This window comes from Bacteroides sp. OM05-10AA (assembly GCF_003439055.1).
In the GTDB taxonomy this organism is placed as follows: Bacteria; Bacteroidota; Bacteroidia; order Bacteroidales; family Bacteroidaceae; genus Bacteroides; species Bacteroides intestinigallinarum.
In genome coordinates this window covers 62,236-84,613 of the sequence record NZ_QSUR01000024.1, presented here as the reverse complement: position 1 = coordinate 84,613, position 22,378 = coordinate 62,236, and the positions used below count along the sequence as shown (strand labels likewise).

Genomic DNA, 22,378 nt, shown 5'->3' with positions numbered 1-22,378 from the left:
AAACTTTTCTTCGTTTGTATTGTCTTATAGCCATAAACTTTTAAAACGAGAACTTATGGATGATATGATTAACAGGCATGATTCGATAGCCGAAGAAAATATCGAACCGAATGGTCGTCCGGCTAAGAACCAGTTTGAGGAATGGAGTGGCGAGGTTGCCGACCGTGCCGATGACGCATTTAAGAATGACAAGAAAGACGGTCCCATTAAAGACCGTGAGAAACGTATAAAAGAAATGGACGAAGTGATTAAAAAGGACCTTGAATAAAGGTCCTTTTTTGTTTTCTGCGATACGGAAAGATAGTACAGAAAGATACATACGGATGAATAAAAATAAGAAATTATACTATCATCCAGTAAATCAATATAGGTATTAAAATTCCTATTATCGTTAGAATTCCGCCGATGCCCCACAATCCCTTTTTCCCGGGAACAATCAGTAACCCGGTGATGAGCAAAATAAACATGAGTAAGAGGAATGCATCGGAGGTTATTGTCCATAAAGAACCCGGATTGCGATGTAACTTATTCAATGCGGTTAGGAAAGCGGGACGATGCATTTCTTTGATAAATGCCTGCTGGCTGGTTGCATCCAACTTGATTACCAATTGCTCTTTGCCAAAGATGGTCAGTTTGTTTTTACTGAGGCTGAAACGGTTATACAGGTCGGGATTGCATGAGAGATCGGAGATAATCTTTCGTGCATCAGCTTCTGTAAAATCGTCTTTATTGGCAGGGAGTTGGAATATATAGTCTACTGTGCGCTCCTTTTTCTGATTCATGAATGTAAATTCTTTCCGGTGGTTGAGCAGGAAGCCGGAAAGGAGATAGACAAACAGGATGCCTGCACAAATGAAAGATACATAACGGTGCGTTAAACGTAAGTATTTTAGTGTTTTGGGAGATAACATTTTTATATAGAATTTACTAAGTTAGTGAATGTCCAATTCGTCTAATATGTATTGGGAATGTGAGTATTGCTCCAAAGTCCATAATACATAGCGGATATCTACTGCGATGTTACGGCTTTTCTCATTGCCTGCAGTTTCGTAGTCGGAACTAAGTCCCTGCCAGATACGGTCGAAGTTGATACCCACCACTTCTCCTTTGGCATTCAATACCGGACTGCCCGAACTACCAGAAGTGGTATGTGCATCTGTCAGGAAACAACAGGTGGGTGTCACTTTCTGGCTAAAGTAGTTACTGGGTTGGCGGTGTTCGATGAGTTTGACGAAACGTGCCGGCAGATTGAAGTCCTTGTTTCCGGCATAAAGGCGATGACGGCTGAGCATTCCGTCAACAGTTGTAAATGGAGTATAGATGACTCCTTCGCTGGGAACGGCTGCCTTTACTTTTCCCGTAGAATAACGCAGGGTGCGGTTAGCGTCAAATGCAATTTGTGTCCCCTTGTTCTTTTCAGCGTATGCTTGCAGATACAAGGAGTAGAGTTTCATGTTTTTATTCTGATACGCTTGTTTCAAACGGTTTATTTTTTCTACATACACCAGATAGAAACCGAGTGACAACTGATACAGCCCATCTTGTGACAGTGCAGCTGTTCCTTGTGTCGGTACACTGTCCAGAAGTGCGAGCATACTTTCTTGATTACGCAGGGGGGAATGATCGTACAGGCTGTCTATATAGGCAGAAAGATGTTGAGGGTAATGCTTTTCTACCTTTTTCAATGCTGTGGAGTAGAAAATAGAATCTACGTGATCCAGATAATAAGCCAACATCTTTTTCATGATATATTTGTCGTCTTCAGGTCTGAAATCACGATAGAATGCTACGGTAAGCGGTTTCAGTTTGCGGATTTCTCCTTTCATGGCAGTCTTTACATTTTTGCCTTTTCTTTGTTCCATTTGCACCAGTTTTTCAAATTTTCCGGCAAAAGGGATGACGTTGGCACCGTAAAGTGCGACTTCGCGAAACATCTGGTCTGTGAAGTTCAGTTGGGTAAGACGTTCGTAGTTTGCTTTCATATCATCGAGCAATGTTGCCCCGTAGCGTTGCGTACGGGTGTCATCAGACAGAATCCATTCTGTCATCGCCTGTTCCTCCTGCTGTTTCCGGGCAATGATGCCGGATTCTTTCACACCACTGATCTCACCAATTGATTTTAGATAGACATTAGCAGCGCTTCCGGCCTTAATGTTATAGTAGGAATAAAGCGAGTCGGCAGCCGTTTCTTTACGTTGTGTGTAGAAGTCGAGCTTGATTTTGGCAATATCTGCTTCTGCTTGCGTGTCTTTGAATACAATTTTCTCAAGGGCGAACGAAGGGACATATTGCCTTGTTTGTGCAGGATATCCGGCAACCATCACAAAATCATCGGGCTTCACTCCTTTGGTAGAGATAGACAAATGAGCGTCGGGTTGATAGGGGCGGTTCTGCTTGTTGTAGGCTGCCGGTTGGTTTTTATCGTTGGCATAAACGCGCAAGATGGCGAAATCGGCGGAGTAACGGGGCCATTGCCAGTTGTCTGTGTCGCCTCCGAATTTCCCTATCGAGATGGGGGGAGCGGCTACGATACGCACATCCTTGAAGCAGCGAAAGACAGCCAGGATGTATTGTCTGCCACCAAATAAGGAGTAGATTTTTCCTTCTACACCGCGACCTTTGGCTTGGGATTTGACAATTTTATTCCCGTTCTCGTTGATCTTTTGGGTAAGTGCCTGATCGGTAAGATTTCCGGTATCTTGTGTGATTTCTGTCGTTACGTCTTTGATAGTGATTAATTGATTGACCTGTAAGTTCGGAAGATAAGTCTCTTCGCTGCGTTGGGTAGCCCAGCAGCCATGCTTCACGTAATCGTGGTTTGCATCGGAGATATGTTCAAGATAACGTGCGACACAGTGGAAGTTGGTCAATACCAGTCCTTCACCGGAGATGAAAGAGGCACTGGCAGAGGGAGAAAATGTACTGTTGTCATAACTTAATGAAAGGATAGCATTCGACAAGCACGACTGGTTGATGTCGTAAATGTCTTTTTCACTAAGACGCAATCCCTGTTTTTTCATTGCCTGATGTACTTTTCCTTGTATTTGAGTAGGTAGCCAGAAGCCTCCATCGGCATGCACAGGCTGTATGCACAACAGGCAGAGAAGGTAGAAGGTGGAAATAATGGTAGTTAGCTTCATTGTATTTTGTTTTTTAAATAATTATTCCAGGTAGAAGGATTAGTTGTTAACTGTTCGCGGATGCGGGTAAGATGCTCGCTGACCGTCGGGGAGAAGAGTACACTGAAAGAGGAGGTACGTGCTTCTGTTAGCAATGATTGCAAGGTCTGGAGATAGCTTTCCTGCAAATGTCGTGTGAATATGTCCGGTGTCTTGTCCGTAAAAAGATAGTTGGCAGAGACTTCCAGATAATGGGCGTAGGTAAATCCTGCTGGTGTTTCGTTCGAAGAGATTCGTTCGGCAATGATTCTGCCAAACATCTTTTCAATAATTGTCTTTTGTGCTTTTATGATGGCTTCGGTTGGGTTGCCGGCATATTTGTATACGGCATCCGTCCGTAGGAAGTTGTATCCGCCAAGCAGTTCTTTCCAAAGAAATTCGACAGCTTTTCCGGATACTTCATCGGAGAAACCAATAAAAGGAATCACACGTTCCAGATGGTCGAAATAGGCTTGCTGCAAATCGGTATAGGTGGCGGGCATCTCCTCAAACGGGTTATCTGTCAGACGTTTTTTGTTCCATTCCGGCAATTGTGTCAATATTTGTTGAAGGTTGCGGATTCCGTAGGTTGCCGATGCGACAGGGTCGTTGCCGAGATCGGAGGTTTGAACGGTAGGATCAGTGGGGATGGTGCTCGGTGCCATGCGTCCGCAATGATACATGGGATCGTTTTGTTTTTCATCTATCCATCCGGCTACAGTTCGGGTGTTCTCGCGGGAGAGATAGGCGTATCCGATACGGATGGCGTATCGGTCGTACACTCCCAACAGGGGAGGTAATACGTAACGGACGCCGTCTCCCGGTTGGGCGACATAATTGAACCGGGCATAATCCATGATGGACGGGGTGGTGCCGTAACGTTCTGTAAATTCCGGACGACGCAGGTCTTCTGTATTATAGGCATACGAGGCTTTGAAATTATGTTCCAGTCCGAGGCAGTGGCCTATCTCATGGGCGGCGGCGTAACGGATTAATTGTGCCGTTATGTCATCCGGTAGTGTTTTCGTGCGTGCCGCAGGATGGTAGGCTGATGTTTGCAGGAAATACCATTTGCGTAGCAAGGCTATGACATTACTGTGAAACAACACATCTGCTTGCAGAATTTCTCCTGAACGCGGGTCTACCCAGTGTTTCCCCATTGCGTTCGGGAAATCGCTGACTACATATCGGAAACAGTTGAAACGTATATCGTTCGGATCGAACTCCGGTCCGGCTTCGGCGTATGTCTTTGCTTGCATAACTTCTTTAAAACCAATCTCTTCGAATGCTTTGTTCCAATCCAGTATTCCTTTGCGTATGGCTTTTTTCCAAAGAGGAGGGAAGGCATCGTCTATATAAAAAACGATGGGTTGTTGAGGCTTCACTTGTTTGCCTTGCAAATAACTGCGTACATCTTTAGGAGAGGGGACAATCCGGAAGCGGGTGATGTAGTTTTCCGCTGCGATTGAGGGAGTATCGAAGTTGAATTTCCGTTTAGGGATATTGTCATATCCTACCCGGGCATCGTGTATACGTGGTTGCATGGGTTGCTCAGGCAGTAGTAACAGCGATTTCCGTATCGTAGTGAGGAAAGGCTGGGTGGTTCCTTCAAAACCATACTGTACGCTGACTTCCAGGTTCTTTTCGTGGACGTCTACCTGAAGTATTTTATTGAGTTGGGGCAGGGAACGTCCTGGTGACGTTTTCCCTCCAAAAGGGTCTACACCTTCTATGGGCTCACTAAGAAATTTGCTCCAGTTTACAACAATCGAGCTGTCTGTCTCCTGTTCTATTTTCCAGGATTCCGCTATGGGAGTGATGGCATTGCGCGCATAAGCCGGATATGAAAGATGAGTTGTGTCCTCACATAAGTTTTTGGAGTCGGGACGTAACAGATATAACTGTTCTTTGTCATATTTGAAACGTATCCATACCGGATCATAAAGTCGCTGGCCTGCATAAAGTTTGACTTTATTATTGGGAGAACTGACGGTCATCACACGGGCTGCTAACAGGAAATCCCGGTTTATCAATCGTTTGGGTATTTCTACCAAACATCCTTTGGCGTTTTGCCGGATGTGAAACATGGGGGCAGAGTTACCCCAAAGGAGGGTGGGAAAGAGCAGCAGGAGTAGCAACCGAAGTTTGTTATTGGCAATTCTCATCATGATTGGTGTAAATTATCTGGTTGGTTTTTGTGGGGTGAGGAAGGTTAATGGTACAGTCCGAGACTTATTCCGAACATTTTGGAATCGGTTTTCTTGTCGGTCTTCAGATATGCTCCTGTGGCTTTGACGAACCACACGTTGGTGTGTTTCTTTATAGTTACAGGCATTTGATATTGTATTTGCAGTTTTCCGTGCGCATACGATGCTCCATAATAGGTCATGTCGGGTAAAAGCACACTTTGGGCGTATTCTGTGGACGGATCGTTGAGTGACAGGTCCGATGATAGCGAAATGTGATATCCGGCTTCTGCTTCTATCCATAATGAACGGTTGTTTTTGCGCAGGAATGAATATCCGCCTTCCATGCAGATAGTTGCCTGACGGACTGTAAGCGATGAAGACGGAAGATTGTATTGATCTTCTACCGATTGGAAATAGGCGCGTGCACCTGCGTAGGCTGTGGCTTCTCCGGTGTGATGATTACTCCACAACAGGCGGTAGTGCAGATTGGCATTGAGTAAATCGACGGTGTAACGTTCGTCATACGTGAGAAGTGTGTTCCAGTAGGAGGATTCGATACCTGTTACCGGATCTTTTTCTATTATTTTTTCCTGACGGTATTCGTCGGCTTTTCCTGTCTGATAGTTAATGGAAATGTCGATGATGTGTTCTGTGCGTCCGGATTTGATCCGGTTCATAGAAAGCAGGTTGTAGGTGGTGGTGTGATATTTTCCCGGTGAATATTTGATGTCTCCCCATACGTCTTCGTTGCCTTTGGCGTATGAAAGGGTGGTAAGCGTTTGAATCCGTTCGTTCTTATATTGATAAGACAATTCACCGCCAAATTCATGGTTGACGAATTCACGTTCAAAACCGGAGTAACCACCAGTGGTACCATCAGCATTTTCCATTCCGGTGAAGGTGTAGTATTTGAGGTTCGGATCGGTTTGTACGGTGGTGATGTTGGGGATTTTTTCTTTTCTGCGATGGTAATAACCGCTAAGACCCAGCGAGTGTTTGTTCCACGTGTAGGTGACGGCAGGAGTCAGTTGATAGTCTGCCAGATTGGTGCGTGAACGGGGGTCTTTCAGTCGGGAAAGATCTCCTACTTTATAATCCAGTCGTGCGCCGAAAGTGAAGTTTTTGATAGGCAGAGTGGCTAATGCTGCCGAGAGGTCGAAGTTCTGGAAGTCGTACTTTCCTTTGATGGAGCTTCCTGAAAAGTAAGGATTGGAGTGGTGGCTACGCAATACGTCGCTCCATGAACGGTTGAACTGCCGTCCCATGTCAAAGGTAAAACGCCCGTATCCGTAGAGAAATTTCCCAATTTTTTGGTATCGTTCTGAAGTGAACAATAATTTGTTTTGCTCATCACCGTCCTGAACCCGATAGTGTGTGCCTTGCTGATGAGAGAATTCGAAATAACTGATTCCCCGGTTGGTCAGCGTATCCAAAGAGAGCCCGGCAGGATTCAGGGTACGTCTCCATAACTGGGTAGCATCGGCGTACTCGTATTTTTCTTTTGTCTGTAATTCGATATCTTGGGCATGTATGCACAGTGTAGTTACCATCAGACCGGTAAAGAGTATATATCGATGGTTCATCATCATTTCTGAATTGGTTTAATTATTTCGTGAAGTAGTTGAAGAGACTGTACCGGAAGGTTATATGTTCTTGGGGCACAGTCTCTTTTGTTTTCTATTATTTGTATTCCCTCGGTTTGATTTCAGCTGATACGGCAAAATCATTACTGCTGTTATTGGTATCAGCAAGAATGGTGCGCCCGTTTTCTGTCTTGGCTGTTTTGCGGTAGACTACTTCTCCGGTATATCCTATAGTAGCCTCCGTGTATTGATAGCCTGCATCAATGTAGTTGTAAAGACGTTTGGAATTTTTATCTACTCCCGTACTTTTGTTTTTCAAACATTCTACACCATCCATTATGTATTTTACAGGGGTTTTGACAAATTTGTTACCTTTATCTTTACCGTCAACATATACAGTTTCCCATGAGGTTACATCTTCATCTGTACTGAATAATACAACAGAACAGGGACCACCTTGTACCAGGTTCATATTACTGATTGCGGGAAATGTTGTATATATCAGTTCCACAGCCGGGGTTGCAGGATTGTTGGTTGTTTTCCCCTGCGTATCTTTAGCCTCAAAGTCGGCTTTGGATAAATCTACTTCATTATTTTCTGTGTGGTCGATGGCGCTATTGGCAACGATTATCGAGGCTCCCGGTGCAACTTCTGTGACTACATTAGATGGGAAACGGTAAATCTGCTTTAGGTAAATATATTCCGGTGTGGAGCCAAGCGTATATGCTGGAGTACTTTCCGACTCTACCAGTCCGAAATAAAGTCCGGCTATATCAACGGTTTGGTCCGAGTTATTAAAGAACTCAATGTACTTTCCTGCCAGATAATTTTTATTCTTGTTGTCTTTGGTTCCTGCATAGTAAACTTTGCTGATAACAATTGATTGTTTGGCAGAAATACTTGTTTGAAGTTCGATGGTTGCTGACGAACCGACAGTATATTTCAATAGACTGCCGGAAATCACATAATTTTCATTTTGCGGATCGTTGCCTGTCATTTCTTCATATTCTTCTGCAGTGATTTCGCAGGAAGTAGAGATGTCATACAAATCGGGAATCACTCCTTCGAAAGTGGCTATACCTTTTTCGTTTGTAATGGCGGTGTATTTACCCATTGTAACAGTGTGCCCTGTATATAGAATGTCGGACTTGAATCCTTCGGGCATGGATACTTTCACTTGTACGGTCAATGCTTGTGTGGCATTGTCGTCAGAGGAACATGCAGCCATGATAACTGTGACAGCCGCAAACATCATTTTTGTAATAAAAGAAATTGTTCTATTCATATTGTGATTTATAAATTAAAGAATAATTCGACACCAAAACTGAAATTACCTGTATTACGCTGTACTAGCGTGTTGGAGGTAGAGTTTTTGAGAAAAGGTTCGTAAAAGAGTATGTTGTTGGCATAGAATGAAATGCCGCCTATATTGCCCAGCTCCTTGGTGAGGCGTCCCGCCATTAACCATGTAATAGGAGCTTTGCTTGGCACATTGTCTTTAGGATTCTTGCGTTGGCTTTTCAATGATACTCCTTTTATTTTGTAGTTCTCATCTGCCAGCATATCTGCTGTTATTTCATGATAAGAGAGGTCTGTGTCTATCCATCCGATGGGGTCCATCGGAGGATTGTTGCTCTTGGAATAATTGTACCAGATGGCTTGTGTTGAGAACGAAGCTACCATACGCAGTGCCGGGATATTGGTCACAATCCGCAGAGTGTTCGTAAAGCGGCGGTAAGTGCTATAGTTTAGCCCGGATGGATATACAATTTTGAATGGAACGGTATTGGTTACCTGATATTCAGTAGGTAGATCGGTAGGATTGCTACTGTTGATGTCTGTAGAGTAAGTCTTGGATTCCATATATGCTCCTGACAGATAGAATGAAGTGTGCAGTGCCGGAATCTCGCCGAAGTCAAAGTCCATTTCTATCCCTTTATTGATAGAGACATTCGTGTTTCCTATTTTACCGGTCGTACTGAGTACAAGGTTCGTGCGTTCTGGATTATCCCAATCTATTTTTGTAGCTTGTCCAGGAGTGATAATCAGTCCTTTTTCCGCAGAATAATAGTTGGCTGTATACGTAAAATATTCTGTGGCCGATCCGAATCCGTTAGCGGTTTTATCATGATAACCGATGAGGCTTAATTTATGCTTGTCCGATAACTTTATGTCGAACCCTGCCTCCCATTTGCGATTGGTCGCATTCTTCAATCCTTTAGTTCGTTGTACGTTGTACACTTGGGTGTGGTACATCAATATTTGTCCGGCTTTGTCGTCTTGAGGCATATAATTGGCAGCTACACGGTCGATGTACTTTTTGTCGGGATAGAGATAATCCAAACCGGGAGTTTTTGAGTTGAGTCCGAATCCTCCACGGGTATTCAGCCATTTGTTGACGGAGAACGAAGCATTCACACGAGGAGAGAAAGAAAAGGTTGCTTCATCCGCCCACGGCTGTAAAGTGGTGAAACGTCCGCCTAACTGTATTTTCAGAAATCTGTTTTCTGATATATCCCAACGGAAGTTATCTTCTATGTAAGCGGCCATCTGATGGATGCTCGGAATATCGGAGAAAGGACGGGGACGTCCGTTACTGTTGGGTTGCAATGGGTAACGGTCGTCATCATTATAATATCCGCGGGCATTATTCCAGTCGTAGTGGTATTCCACTCCCATTTTGAAGTTCTGATATGTTTTCTTTGATTTTACGAAGAACGTGTTGCTGACTTTGGCATATACATTTCCGGGACGGCTAAGGGAACCTCCGCTTGCCTGATAGGAGCTTTGCTCGAAAGGCACATTATAATACCCTGTTTCTGTGGCAGTAAGTATCGGTAGTAACCCGGACGAATTGGCAACAATGGCGCTTTTTTCCATCTCTGTTTGAGTATAGCTGACACCTAATGTGTAATTAACAGTACGTGAGAATGGTTTATTAATTGATAGTTTGCCATTATGGCTTAGTGAGAACAGCTGGTTGCGATTCTTTTGAAAAGTGCCGTCGTCGATGGCATCCGGGTCTTTTCCATTCCAGTCTTTGCCCATCATGTAACGTACCTTTGTGTCTGTATGCCAGATACGTGAAAAATCTTTGCTGTATCCCAAGCTAAAGGTGTAACGGTCGAATGACTTTGTTTTCTGGCGTGGATCTCCCCATGCTTGTGCATAGTCGAGATTGAAATTCAGGATACCGGCATCTTTGTTTAAACGCAATCCTTTACCGAGCGAGTAATTCATTGTTCCGGGATTTATCTTTCCCTTGATCTGCCAGGGAGTTTGTCCGATTTTGGAATGAACAACTACAAGTCCGGAGGTTAAATCACCGTATTCGGCAGAAGGAATACCACGGATTATTTCTACGGATTCAATATCGTCCGCACTAATTTGGCGTAAGTCTGTTCCGACAAATGCGGTACTTGAAAATCCTCCTTGCGATAGTGTACCATTGTTGGACATGGGAACTCCGTCCATTATGATACTCGAACCGAAGGCATTGGTGTTATTGTTAACAAGAGTACGGAGCTGTACATTGGAACGGGATGTCAGATCTGTATTTTTCATTAAGTGCCCCGGTATGAGTTGCATCACATCATCAAGGCTCATAGCCTGTAAATGGTCTATCGCTTGTCTGCCTATAATGGAGCTGGTAGATTCTCCGGCCGCATTTTGTTTTGCTACCACTACTACCTCTTTCAAAGCTAGCGAAGTGGGAGCCATGCGGATCGTCAGATCCAGGTTTTGTTCAACGTTGATTTCCCGTTGCACAGTCTCGAAGCCTACATACGAAATATTTAATATGTATTTTCCTGTGGGGACGTTTTTTAGTACTGCCTTTCCCTCCATGTCGGTTGCGGCATAAGCTCCTAGCGGATTGAGAACGCAGGTTGCCATTGGTAGCGGCTGTTTGTTTCCCCTTTCCAATAACAGGATATGGATGTCATGAGTGGTGGTTTGCTTTTGAGCAGGATAGAGTAGAATAACGGATTCATTGATTTCGTACGTCAGTCCTATTTGCTTGCAAAGGTTGTTGAGTAAAGTGCTCAATGATGTCCCTTGCGGATAATTGAGTGTTACAGTCTGTTGGCTATTAATATTCTTCTCTTCATAGACAAAATGTACATTAGCAGCTTGCCGAATCTGGGTCAGTGCGGTACGTACCGGGATATTCCGTACTGATATGACCACATTTTGGTTTTGTGCCGATACATTGGCGGCAAACAGGATAATGGCTACTGTTTGCATCATCCGGATTAAAAGATATTTTTTCATATTTGAACAACGCTTTTTCCTGTTTAATATTGGGGACGGTTCTCTGTTATCTCAATAACATTTCCCTTCTGTCTGAAGTGTACATTAGAAACTTTGGATAATATATCTACTGCTTTTTGTAATGGTTGGTCGCGGAAGATGACTCCTGCAAACTTTCGTTCACGCAATTGCGGGTCGGTAAAGGTCATGTTGACGTTATACCAGCGCGAAAGTTGTTGCACAATAGTTTCCAGTGACGTATCGGTATATTCGTATATACCGTTTGCCCAGGAAGTATATTCCTGTACCTGAACTGTTTGTGTATTAATTGTTTTTGATTGTATGACAGCTTGCTCTCCGGGTGAAAGAGATTTTTGTTCTGTCCCTTTCTTTTCCTCGCAGTATACTTTTACGGCTCCTTCTTCCAAGGTTACGGTAGTTTGATTCTTCTCGTAAGTATTGACATTAAACCGTGTTCCTACTACTTCTACTATACCGTACGGGGTATGTACAATGAAAGGATGGAGCGTGTCTTTGGCAACTTCAAAGAGAGCTTCTCCTGTGAGGTAGACTTCTCTTTTATTACCGGTAAAAGAAACGGGATAAGTAAGGCGGCTTTCGGCATTGGCGTGTACGCGTGTACCGTCTGAAAGCACGAGTTTATATTCTCCTCCTCTGGGTACATTTAAAATATGCTTTCCTGCATTCTTTTGTATACTCGTTTGAGTGTCGTATCTTAATTCTTTTTCTGTATTTTGAGCAACTTGCATGCCGTTTGCATTAAATATGGATTTATCTTGCGACAGCAGGTCGTAAGATTCTCCGTTATTTACAAACAGGGTTGCTTTCTGTTCCCCTCTGTGTGCAAATAGAGATTGGTCATATTCTGTGAGTGTGTAAAAACTGAAAGCTGCTATTAACAGGCAGGCAGCGGCGGTGCTGCTCCAATAGGTGTACATTCGTATCCGTTTACGGTGGCGGATGCGTTGCTGGATTGATTCCCATGCTTGTGCTTCATCGCATTGTGCCGCAAATTCATTTACCCGTTTCAACCGGTACCAGTTGAGCAAAGTAATCAGATTTTTCTCCGTTTTATTATGATCTTCTTGATTCATCTTTTCTCTCGTTTTATTATATGATCCGGAATTGTGTAAAATGGGTGTCAAAAACGAGAGACTTTTTTTCTTGGAAGATTTATGATAGGTTTATCAAGAATAAAGATACTAGAAGTAATTTCTCGTTTTTACGCAGTTTCTTCATCGCTCTGGCAAGATAAGTCTTTAATGTATTGACGCTGATATGCAGTTCACTGGCTACTGCTTTATAGCTTTTGTTTTCAATAACGACACCATAGAGTGCTTTCTTTTCTTGTTCGGGCAATGCTGCTAAAGCTTTTTCCAACTCCTTTTCTTTTTGTTCACGTTCATTCTCTTCAAGGCTTTCACATATATATAGGTATTCTTCTTCGTTGAGAAGAATATCGCTGGAGTCTATCTTTTCTCGTTTTTCAATGAATTTCAGTGATGCATTGCGAATACAGAGATAGGCATATCCTTTCAGATTGTCAGTAATGGTTTTATAGAGCTTCTTTTCCCAGAATGAAATAAAAAAACTTTGAACGATATCTTCAGATTCGGAAAAGTCATCTGTAATCTGTACTGCATACATACATAAACGGATATAGTAACGCTGAAAGAAAAGGTTGAAAGCCTTCTCTTTATCCGTGCTGAATAGACTTACTAATTCTTTATCCGTTAAATGATTCATTTTTATAATAGAATTACGCAATGCAAAATAACATAAAAATCTTAAGATATAATACTTCTTGTTTATGTTTTTATGATAAAACGTCATTGAAATACCTATTTGTAGGTATTCGATATCTTTTTGAAAGTGTAGATGTTTAGTCGGAAATGCAGCTGTAAGGCCGGAAACATGGGAGATTTAGGCGTTTTTTTCTATGAGTTTTTCTTTTGAAGGGAATAGAGGGATGGAATAGTTATAAAAAAGAAAAAAGAGTTCTGTTTTAGAACCCTTCTGAGATGTTTGTGGAGCGTATCGGACTCGAACCGATCACCTCGACACTGCCAGTGTCGCGCTCTAGCCAGATGAGCTAACGCCCCTTTTCTATCTTATATGATAACGTTTGTAAACGAATCTTTTTTGTTGCCGCAAATATAATGCATTATTCTGAAATAATTGCTATGTTTGCGGTAAATAATAGTATGAAATTAAGATATGCTGATTTATAATACAACTTTTCAAGTGGACGAGGATGTTCACGACAATTTCATGATTTGGATAAAAGAAAGCTATATCCCTGAAGTACAGAAACACGGTGCTTTAAAGGCACCGCGCATTTGCCGGATATTAAGTCATCGGGAAGAAGGAAGTGCGTATTCTTTGCAATGGGAGGTGGAAAGCAGTGGGTTACTGCATCGTTGGCATTTGGAACAGGGAGTACGTTTGAATGACGAACTGGCAAAAATATTTAAAGATAAAGTGATCGGGTTTCCGACCCTGATGGAGGTGATAGAGTGATTCAACCGGTAAAAGAAAAGATAATCCTGGGGATTGACCCCGGTACGACAATCATGGGATACGGTGTTCTAAGAGTGAAGGGAACCAAACCCGAAATGATTGCGATGGGGATTATCGACTTGCGTAAATTTGCCAACCACTATCTGAAACTTCGCCATATCCATGAACGGGTATTGAGTATTATTGAAAGTTATCTGCCTGATGAGCTGGCTATTGAAGCGCCTTTCTTCGGTAAAAATGTACAATCGATGTTGAAGTTGGGCCGTGCACAGGGGGTAGCGATGGCAGTGGCGTTGAGCCGGGACATTCCGATTACGGAATATGCTCCTTTGAAGATAAAAATGGCTATCACCGGAAACGGGCAGGCATCAAAAGAACAGGTAGCGGATATGTTGCAGCGGATGTTGCGCTTTCCCAAAGAGGATATGCCTACTTTTATGGATGCAACAGACGGATTGGCGGCAGCCTATTGTCATTTCCTGCAAATGGGGCGGCCGACCATGGAAAAAGGTTATAATAGCTGGAAGGATTTTATAGCGAAGAATCCGGATAAGGTGAAGTAAAGCGACTGATTATAGGGATAGATATAAAGGAAATATCTAGGGGAGGTTTAAATGAAGATGGGAAGTAATTATTTAGCAATATTAGGGGTGACTACAGTGACAACAGTAATGAGCTGCTCCCCTGCGAAAAAGGAATATGCTTCTTTTGAGCTGTATCCGGTTCGTACGGGAAGTCTTACGGAAATGGAATATACGCCGTTGGCAACCAGATTTTATCTTTGGTCACCAACTGCAGAAGAAGTACGCCTGATGCTATATGATGCCGGTGAAGGCGGACATGCTTATGAAACAGTAAAGATGGAGCCCACAGAAGATGGAACCTGGACAACTTCAGTAGATAAGAACCTGCTTGGCAAATTCTATGCCTTCAATGTAAAAATCAATGATAAATGGCAGGGAGATACGCCGGGAATCAATGCCCATGCTGTTGGAGTGAATGGGAAACGTGCCGCCATTATTGACTGGAAGACTACAAATCCCGAGGGATGGGAGAGTGACAGGCGTCCTTCTCTGAAATCTCCTGCTGATATGATTATCTATGAAATGCATCATCGTGACTTCTCGGTTGATTCTACTTCGGGAATTAAGAATAAAGGTAAATACCTCGCATTGACTGAACACGGGACCATGAATTCAGATAAGTTACTGACCGGTATCGATCACTTGATAGAACTGGGAGTGACACATGTACATCTTCTTCCTTCTTTTGATTATGCTTCTATCGACGAAACAAAACTGGAAGAAAACCACTATAACTGGGGGTATGATCCGGCGAATTATAATGTGCCGGATGGCTCTTATTCAACTGATCCTTATCAACCTGCCACTCGTGTGAAAGAGTTCAAACAGATGGTACAAGCACTGCATAGAGCTGGTATCCGTGTGATAATGGATATGGTTTACAATCATACTTTTAATACTGTTGAAAGTAACTTCGAACATACTGTTCCCGGTTATTTTTATCGTCAGAAAGAAGACGGGACATTGGCAAATGGTTCCGGATGTGGTAATGAGACGGCAAGTGAACGCCCTATGATGCGCAAGTTCATGATAGAGTCCGTTCTTTACTGGATAAAAGAATATCATATTGACGGTTTTCGTTTTGACTTGATGGGGGTGCATGATATTGAAACCATGAATGAGATCCGGAAAGCGGTGAACAAGGTTGATCCTACCATCTGTATTTATGGAGAAGGTTGGGCGGCCGACACTCCCCAATATCCGGCAGATTCGTTGGCAATGAAAGAGAATGTTTCCCACATGCCGGGAATTGCCGTATTCTCGGATGAATTGCGTGATGGGCTTTGCGGACCTGTGTGGAAAAAGGAGAAAGGGGCTTTCCTCGCCGGAGTTCCGGGAGCAGAAATGAGTGTTAAATTCGGTATTGTGGGTGCTATTGAGCATCCGCAAGTACGGTGTGATTCTGTTAATTACAGTCAGAAACCGTGGGCGGAGCAGCCTACCCAGATGATTAGCTACGTTTCCTGCCATGACGGTTTGTGCCTTGTTGATCGCTTGAAAGCAAGTATGCCGGGAGCTACTCCCGAGCAACTGGTTCGACTTGATAAGCTTGCGCAGACGGTAGTCTTCACTTCGCAAGGTATTCCTTTCATCTATGCAGGAGAAGAAGTGATGCGCGATAAACAAGGAGTGGACAATAGTTATAAGAGTCCGGATGCAGTCAATGCTATCGATTGGCGGCGTAAAACGACGAACGGAGATGTTTTCATGTATTATAAGCGACTCATAGATCTGCGTAAGTCCCATCCCGCTTTCCGTATGGGAGATGCGGAAAAGGTTCGGAAGCATCTGGAGTTTCTTCCGGTGGAAGGACAAAACCTGATTGCATTCCGCCTGAAGGATCATGCGAATGGAGATAATTGGGAAGATATTATCGTGGCTTTTAATTCCCGTATGACTCCTGCGCGTTTGGAAGTGCCTGTTGGTAAATATACAGTGGTATGCAAAGATGGCGTGATAGATGTGCGTGGATTAGGTACGCAGACCGGACCGGAAGTAATTATTCCCGGACAGTCTGCATTGATTATGTACAAGTAACTTTTGTTTGAAGATTAAGAATCATTTTCCGGTATACATACCGATAATAGTTCCTGTAAACCCACCTGCTTTATGGGTGCTTAAGATGGTGGCATCTAAATCGTTGACTACTTCTTGCCATTTCTTCTTGTCGAAAGATAGGGTGAAGCTGTATTTTCCACCGCGTCCAGTGATGCGAAGGTAAAGAGGGAGGTCGGTTCGTTTATCCTCTAGTGTAAATGTACCTTCAGTTGTCTGTTTGCCATTGTCAGTACGGACTACAGTAATCACTTGTTTTCCTTTCCGGATTGTTTTGCCAAAAATGAGATTGAATTTTTCATTCTGATAGCAGACAAGTCCGGCAAATGTTTGTTCATCGAGCGGAGTGAAACTCATTTCCGTAGTAACAGTGAAATTGGTATGTTGCTGACGATGACCAATAAAGGCGGGTGCACCCACAGTATAAATATCAAAAGCGGCAGGAGTCAGATGAAGTTTGCCTTCGTGAATACTCCACCAGTTCTCTCGTGGTGTCCGGATGAACAGCCATTCCAAAGCTAATTTCTCATCGGTATTGAAGTCATCTCTCCATCTAAAGTTACCTGTAAATGTTTGTGGCGTAATTCCGGCAACATCAGCTTTCCAATTTTCGGGACGTACAACAGTAGGAATTGCTTTCCCTTTTTCCATAATGACAGGTGTTCCCTTTTCCCATGTAACCGGAAGCAGGAATGTTTCACGTCCGGTATGGTATAAGTCACCTTCATAAGGGCGGCAAGCCAGGAATATGGCAAACCATTGTCCGTCCGGTGTTTCAATAAGATCGGCATGTCCTGTGCAGGTGATTGGATTGGCACGGTCTTCGGGGAGATCACGTTGCGTTAAGATCGGATTGTCGGATACGGGTCGGTAGGGACCTTTCACATGGTCGGAGGTGAAAATAACCTCTGAATGATTGACGGATGTGCCACCTTCAGCAGCCATCAGATAATATTTTCCTTTGATTTTATAGAGATGGGGTCCTTCTATCCAGATAGGATGTTTGCTTTTGTCTACGCCTCCATCTACGATGACTTGTTTTTTCCCGAATGTCTGGTCGGTGCCCGGATCATAGTTGTGAATCCAGATGGCGCGATGCCCGTCATATTCCGGTATTCCTATTGGTGCGTCATTATGAACGAGATATGCTTTTCCATCTTCGTCGAAGAAGAGGGAAGGATCGATTCCGCCAACTTCAGGAAGAAGGATCGGGTCGCTCCAACCTTGTTGCGGGTCTTTCGTTTTTACAACAAAATTGCCGATGCCATCTACGCAGGTGGTAACCACATAAAAAGTGTCATTAGCAGGATTATAGCTGATGGCTGGTGCATAAATACCTCCGCTTAGGCGGATGTTGTCGAGTTTTAATTGTGAGGGACGGTCGAGTACGTGTCCTATTTGTTCCCAATGTACGAGGTCACGGCTGTGTAGGATTGGGATTCCCGGATAGTAAGAGAAAGAGGAATGTATCATGTAATAGTCTTCTCCTTTCCGGCAGATACTGGGATCCGGGTAAAAACCACAGATAATCGGATTCCGGTATTCATAGATCGAATCAATCGGTGTTTCGAAAATAACATCTTCTCCCTGATATTCGAAGAAGTCGAAAATGGCTTCATTTGTTTGGGGAATGGATTGGCATCCGGTTATATTTAATCCGGTAGCTATGGTAAACAGGATAATAATTAGAGAAAAGAAGATCTTTTGTGTCGTCATGGCTCTACTTTATTAATGAATGAAATGGAACATTTGTGATACATGGCAAAGATAACGGCTTCTTTTCTAATTCGGATTCTTGTTTGTAACAAGTCTTATTCTGTTTGTTACATCTGTTGTTCTTTATATTCACTCGGTGAAATTCCGTAAAAGTCTCTGAATGTATTGGAAAAATGAGAGAGGTTGGAGAAGCCTGTAGCGTATGCAACTTCCGAAACGCTTAGATTCTTCTCACGTAGCAGATTGGCAGCTTGTTTCAGTCTGATAGAACGAATGAAATCTCGTGCTGACTGATTAGTCAACTCCTTTAATTTGCGGTGCATATGTACGCGGCTCATTCCAACGTTGGCTGCCAGCATCTCTACATTAAGGGTAGGGTCGGCAAGATGGTCATTGATGGTTTTCATTACTTTACTCATCAAGATCTCATCATTGGACTTCATTTCTATCTTTGTTATTTTTTCTTCTACTTGTTGTTCACCTACCAGTTTGCCGCGCAGTCTTTCCCGATTGGCTATCAGGTTACTGATAGTAGTTCGTAATAATTCAGTGTTGAATGGTTTTACGATATAAGCATCTGCTCCAATTTCAAGCCCTTCGATTTGGTCTTCGGCTTTCGATTTGGCGGTTAATAATATAATCGGTATATGATTGATATTGATATTCTGTTTTATTTTCCGGCAGAGAGTGATCCCATCCATTTCGGGCATCATAACATCACTGATGACGAGATCGGGTTTCTCCTTCAAAATGGTTTCCAGTCCTTCCCGTCCATTTGTACATTCATAGATACGGAAATCACTATCCAGTTCGCTACGTATGTAGCGGCGTATTTCTTCATCATCTTCTACGATTAAGACGCGATAACGTGTTTTTGCTTTGGGTTTCCTGTACTCATTGGTTTTGTTTTCTTCTTCCGTTTCATAGATCGAATCTTTGGGAAGTTGGGAGATTGTTGGCTCGCTTCCGGTTTCTTCAGGATTTTCCAGTTCCTCTGCTTTCAAGTGATTACTACCTAACGGCAGGCGGATGACGAAACGGGTTCCTTGTCCGTCTTCGCGGTTTTCTGCTTTGATGATGCCGTGGTGCAGTTCCACTAACGACCGTGAAAGATGCAGTCCGATTCCTGTACCGAAATTAGATTGTGTCATGTCGTTGTCAATCTGATAGAAACGCTCGAATATTTGTTCTATTTTGTTTTTGTCAATACCGATCCCGTTATCGGTGATATCTATCTCGAAATAATCTTTCAAAGCACCCCGGTAGGCATCGTTGTGACCGGTTTTCAATAACACTTCGATATTTCCTCCCTCATGTGTATATTTGAAAGCATTGGAAAGGACATTCATCAATACTTTGTCAAAGTTATTTAGATCAATCCATACTTTCAGAGAATCAGCACCTTCCAGTTCTTTTTCGAAAGTAAATGTGATGTTCTTTTTTTGCGCTTGATAATTGAATGTTTGCATCAAGTCATTGATAAATCCTACGATATCTGTTTCCCGGAATTTCAGATGCATTTGTCCTTTGTCCAGTTTTCGTATGTCCATCAGTTGATTGATTAGGCGTAGAATACGTTGGGCATTCCGGTAAATCATGAGATAAACCGGTTGTTTCTCGGAATGTTCGGCTAACAGTTTCTCTAACGGGCTGATGATAAGAGTCATCGGGGTACGTATTTCATGTGAGATATTAATGAAGAATTGTAATTTGGCTTCGTTAATCTGTTCCATGTGTTTTTGTCGCATCACTTCTTGCCGGTGGCGGATACGTGACAGAATATACATGGTAAGAGCATAGATTAGTAATGCTCCGAGGCATCCCCAGATTACTTTTGCCCACCAGGTCTGGTACCAGGGTGGAGTGATGGCAATAGTAACTGTGCGGATATTAGAGAAATTATTATGGTCGCGTGCCTGTACGGAGAAAGTGTATTTCCCCGGTTTCAGACTGCTATAAGTCACCCGGTTTGTTCCCGGTTGCGTACTGATCCATTCATCGCCTAATTCTTTTATCTTATATTGATAACTAATCCGGTCGGGATTGCTGAATTCCAAAACAGAAAAATCAATGCTGAATGTATTTTCATTATATGCCAGTGTAAATTGCTCGGTATCCATGACAGCAGTATCAGTGATGACATTGTTGCCGGATTTATCCCCTTTTTTCACAGGGCGGTTAGCAACGTGAAAGCCGGTAATCAATACATTCATTTCTTTTTTGATTTCGGTGATATCCTGGGGGTAGAAAGCTGTTACTCCATTGGTACCTCCAAAAAATATCTTGCCGCGTTTATCTTTAAATACAGCAGTGCGCGTAAACTCATTTCCTTGCAGACCGTCGCCTGCATAATAGTTGATAAACTTCTTTTCCGGAGGATTCAGTTTGGAGATTCCCTGATGGGTACTGATCCATATATTTTTTTTCTCGTCTTCAGCCAGACCGCAAATAATATCACTGGGGAGTCCATCGGCAGTAGTGAAAAGTACAGGTGTTAGTCTGTCTTTATTCAGGCAGACCAATCCTTCGGAAGTACCAGCCCAGATCTCTCCATTACTATTTTCCAATAAACTGTAAACGACATACCCGGGGAGGAGATTGTTTTGCTTTTTATAATTGATAAAATTGTCCGTTTGAGGATTGAGTACGGCCAGACCTTTATAAGTGCCGATCCATATCATTCCCTCTTTATCTTCCAGTAGGTAGCTGATCCAATCGTTCGGAAGACGGTTGATGCTCCAGTCATCATTTTCGTTGCGGGTGGATTCGTAATAGGTGACATGTTGAGTTGGTAAATTGATTTTGTATAAGCCCGAACCATAAGTACCCACCCAGAGATTCTTGTTTTTGTCTTCAATGATGCAGGAAACTTTGGGCTTGCCTGCGTTAAGATTTCCTTGTAAAAGTGAGGTGGCATCCTGACATATTCCGGTTTGTTTGTTCATCCGTGCCAGACCATCGAAGTAAGATCCTAGCCAAAGTTCCTGATTGGAATCTTCATAGAGACATAGGATAGTGCCGGGGACAGATTGGGGATTACCTGCCTGATGGGTGTAATGGCGTAATTGTTTTCCCTGATCGTTTATGGCATATAATCCGTCGTTATCCGTACCTATCCAGATTGTAGCTTGTTCATCTGTATGAATAGCCATAACACAGCTGGAACCAATGGTGTTGTTGTGTATTGATTTGTAGCCGTAGTAGTCGAACTTATTTGAAATGCCGGGCACTAGTATCAAACCTTTCTGAAAAATGCCCAGCCATAAATTGTGATCTTTATCTTCGATTAACGAGTGAACCTTGGATTTGGAGAAGTCGAAGGGACCCGCATTAATTTCACTGTCCACAATAATATCTTGTTGAGGCTGATATTCTTTTACTCCTTCACCGTCTGTTCCTATGATAAGTTTTCCACGGGTATCAATGATGAGAGTCCGGATATTCAAATTCATCCGGTTTTGGTAGAGGATAGGTTCGAAGTTTCCTTCTTGCCGGGATGATAGCCTGAAAAGACCTTTAGTCAAGGTTCCTACGAAAATTTGTCCGTGTGCATCCTCACAAATGGCAGAAACGTCATCACCTGCTATATGATAAGGTGCTTTATAGCTTTTAAGCTCTTTACTTTCCGGAGAATAACGGTAAAGTCCTTTTTCTTCTGTAGCAATCCATAAATTTTGCCGGGAATCTTCGAAAATGACATTCAGGTAGTTACTACCTATCCGGTCTGTCAGTTCGGTTTCGATATGGAAGGAGGCGGGATTGCTGTCTTTTCTTAGGGATATGGCTCCTTGTCCGGAAGTTGCTATCCAAAGATCTCCGTTCCGGCGTTCAATAATGGAAGTGATATGGGGATTCTTTCGTCCGTCTTTCCGGGAGATGAATAATTCGTGAAAGCTGTCTGTGGCGCGGTCATATCGTTGTAAGCCATTGATGCATCCGATCCAGAAATTACCGCGGCTGTCTTCGAATAATGTCCGTACATAGTTGTTTTTCAAACTGGTGCTATCCGTAGCATTATGTCGATAGATTGAGAAACGTGTCCCGTCGAATTTATTAAGTCCGTTTTCGGTAGCTATCCAGATAAATCCTTTCCGGTCCTGATATACGGCATTGATCAGACTGTTGGAAAGTTCTTTGTCTGTTGAATAGAATTTGCCGGTCTGTGCTTTCATAACAGGAGTGCTTCCTATCAGGAAACAGTATATGGAAAAAAGGAATAGGATTTGTGCTTTCATACTCATTAATATAAGCAGGGTTTATTGGTGCTTTTTATATAGACAAAGATACTATATTAAATTAAA

Annotated in this window: 14 protein-coding genes and 1 tRNA gene; 4 read left to right on the top strand and 11 right to left on the bottom strand. The window is 43.0% G+C overall.

Annotated elements, in window-relative coordinates; genetic code table 11:
* The first annotated feature begins 55 nt into the window (after positions 1-55).
* Positions 56-268, top strand: a complete 213-nt coding sequence (locus DXB58_RS18150) for a hypothetical protein (protein WP_117934125.1) — start codon at positions 56-58, stop codon at positions 266-268.
* Between the two features lie 73 nt (positions 269-341).
* Here DXB58_RS18150 and DXB58_RS18145 read toward each other — a convergent pair whose 3' ends face one another.
* The 9 genes from DXB58_RS18145 to DXB58_RS18105 form a co-directional block, all read right to left on the bottom strand.
* On the bottom strand, positions 342-911 hold the full coding sequence (locus tag DXB58_RS18145; protein WP_004321502.1) for a PepSY-associated TM helix domain-containing protein: 570 nt from the start codon (positions 909-911) through the stop codon (positions 342-344).
* A 21-nt stretch (positions 912-932) separates the two neighbouring features.
* Entirely contained in the window at positions 933-3,140 is a 2,208-nt protein-coding gene (locus tag DXB58_RS18140; protein WP_122137769.1) for a S46 family peptidase, read from the bottom strand.
* Positions 3,137-5,326, bottom strand: coding sequence for a zinc-dependent metalloprotease (locus tag DXB58_RS18135; protein ID WP_122137768.1), 2,190 nt, complete (start codon positions 5,324-5,326; stop codon positions 3,137-3,139). The genes DXB58_RS18140 and DXB58_RS18135 overlap by 4 nt, the downstream gene beginning before the upstream one ends.
* A gap of 44 nt (positions 5,327-5,370) precedes the next feature.
* On the bottom strand, positions 5,371-6,936 hold the full coding sequence (locus DXB58_RS18130) for a DUF6850 family outer membrane beta-barrel protein (RefSeq protein ID WP_122137767.1): 1,566 nt from the start codon (positions 6,934-6,936) through the stop codon (positions 5,371-5,373).
* 91 nt (positions 6,937-7,027) lie between these two features.
* The gene (locus DXB58_RS18125) at positions 7,028-8,215 is read right to left on the bottom strand and encodes a DUF4876 domain-containing protein (protein WP_122137766.1); all 1,188 of its coding nucleotides are present in this window, start codon (positions 8,213-8,215) and stop codon (positions 7,028-7,030) included.
* Between the two features lie 8 nt (positions 8,216-8,223).
* Positions 8,224-11,202, bottom strand: a complete 2,979-nt coding sequence (locus tag DXB58_RS18120) for a TonB-dependent receptor (RefSeq protein ID WP_122137765.1) — start codon at positions 11,200-11,202, stop codon at positions 8,224-8,226.
* Positions 11,203-11,225: 23 nt separating this feature from the next.
* Complete coding sequence (locus tag DXB58_RS18115) at positions 11,226-12,296, bottom strand: FecR family protein (protein ID WP_008999827.1); 1,071 nt, start codon at positions 12,294-12,296, stop codon at positions 11,226-11,228.
* Between the two features lie 79 nt (positions 12,297-12,375).
* On the bottom strand, positions 12,376-12,948 hold the full coding sequence (locus tag DXB58_RS18110) for a sigma-70 family RNA polymerase sigma factor (RefSeq protein WP_122137782.1): 573 nt from the start codon (positions 12,946-12,948) through the stop codon (positions 12,376-12,378).
* Between the two features lie 282 nt (positions 12,949-13,230).
* Positions 13,231-13,304, bottom strand: a tRNA-Ala gene (locus tag DXB58_RS18105).
* 115 nt (positions 13,305-13,419) lie between these two features.
* On the opposite strand from DXB58_RS18105, the gene DXB58_RS18100 reads away from it, so the two are divergent.
* From DXB58_RS18100 to pulA, 3 genes are read left to right on the top strand one after another with little or no spacing between them, the layout of a single operon-like run.
* Entirely contained in the window at positions 13,420-13,722 is a 303-nt protein-coding gene (locus DXB58_RS18100; RefSeq protein WP_032844683.1) for a DUF4286 family protein, read from the top strand.
* Entirely contained in the window at positions 13,719-14,285 is a 567-nt protein-coding gene (gene ruvC, locus DXB58_RS18095) for a crossover junction endodeoxyribonuclease RuvC (RefSeq protein WP_004300848.1), read from the top strand. Before DXB58_RS18100 ends, ruvC begins: the two co-directional genes overlap by 4 nt.
* 51 nt (positions 14,286-14,336) lie before the next feature.
* Positions 14,337-16,343: a type I pullulanase gene (gene pulA, locus DXB58_RS18090; protein ID WP_122137764.1), complete on the top strand. Its 2,007-nt coding sequence runs from the start codon at positions 14,337-14,339 to the stop codon at positions 16,341-16,343.
* A 21-nt stretch (positions 16,344-16,364) separates the two neighbouring features.
* Here the strand turns inward: pulA and DXB58_RS18085 are convergent, their stop codons facing one another.
* Both DXB58_RS18085 and DXB58_RS18080 read right to left on the bottom strand, forming a co-directional pair.
* Positions 16,365-18,077, bottom strand: a complete 1,713-nt coding sequence (locus DXB58_RS18085; protein ID WP_122137763.1) for a glycoside hydrolase family 43 protein — start codon at positions 18,075-18,077, stop codon at positions 16,365-16,367.
* Between the two features lie 107 nt (positions 18,078-18,184).
* Positions 18,185-22,318, bottom strand: coding sequence for a two-component regulator propeller domain-containing protein (locus DXB58_RS18080; RefSeq protein ID WP_122137762.1), 4,134 nt, complete (start codon positions 22,316-22,318; stop codon positions 18,185-18,187).
* Between the last annotated feature and the right edge of the window lie 60 nt (positions 22,319-22,378).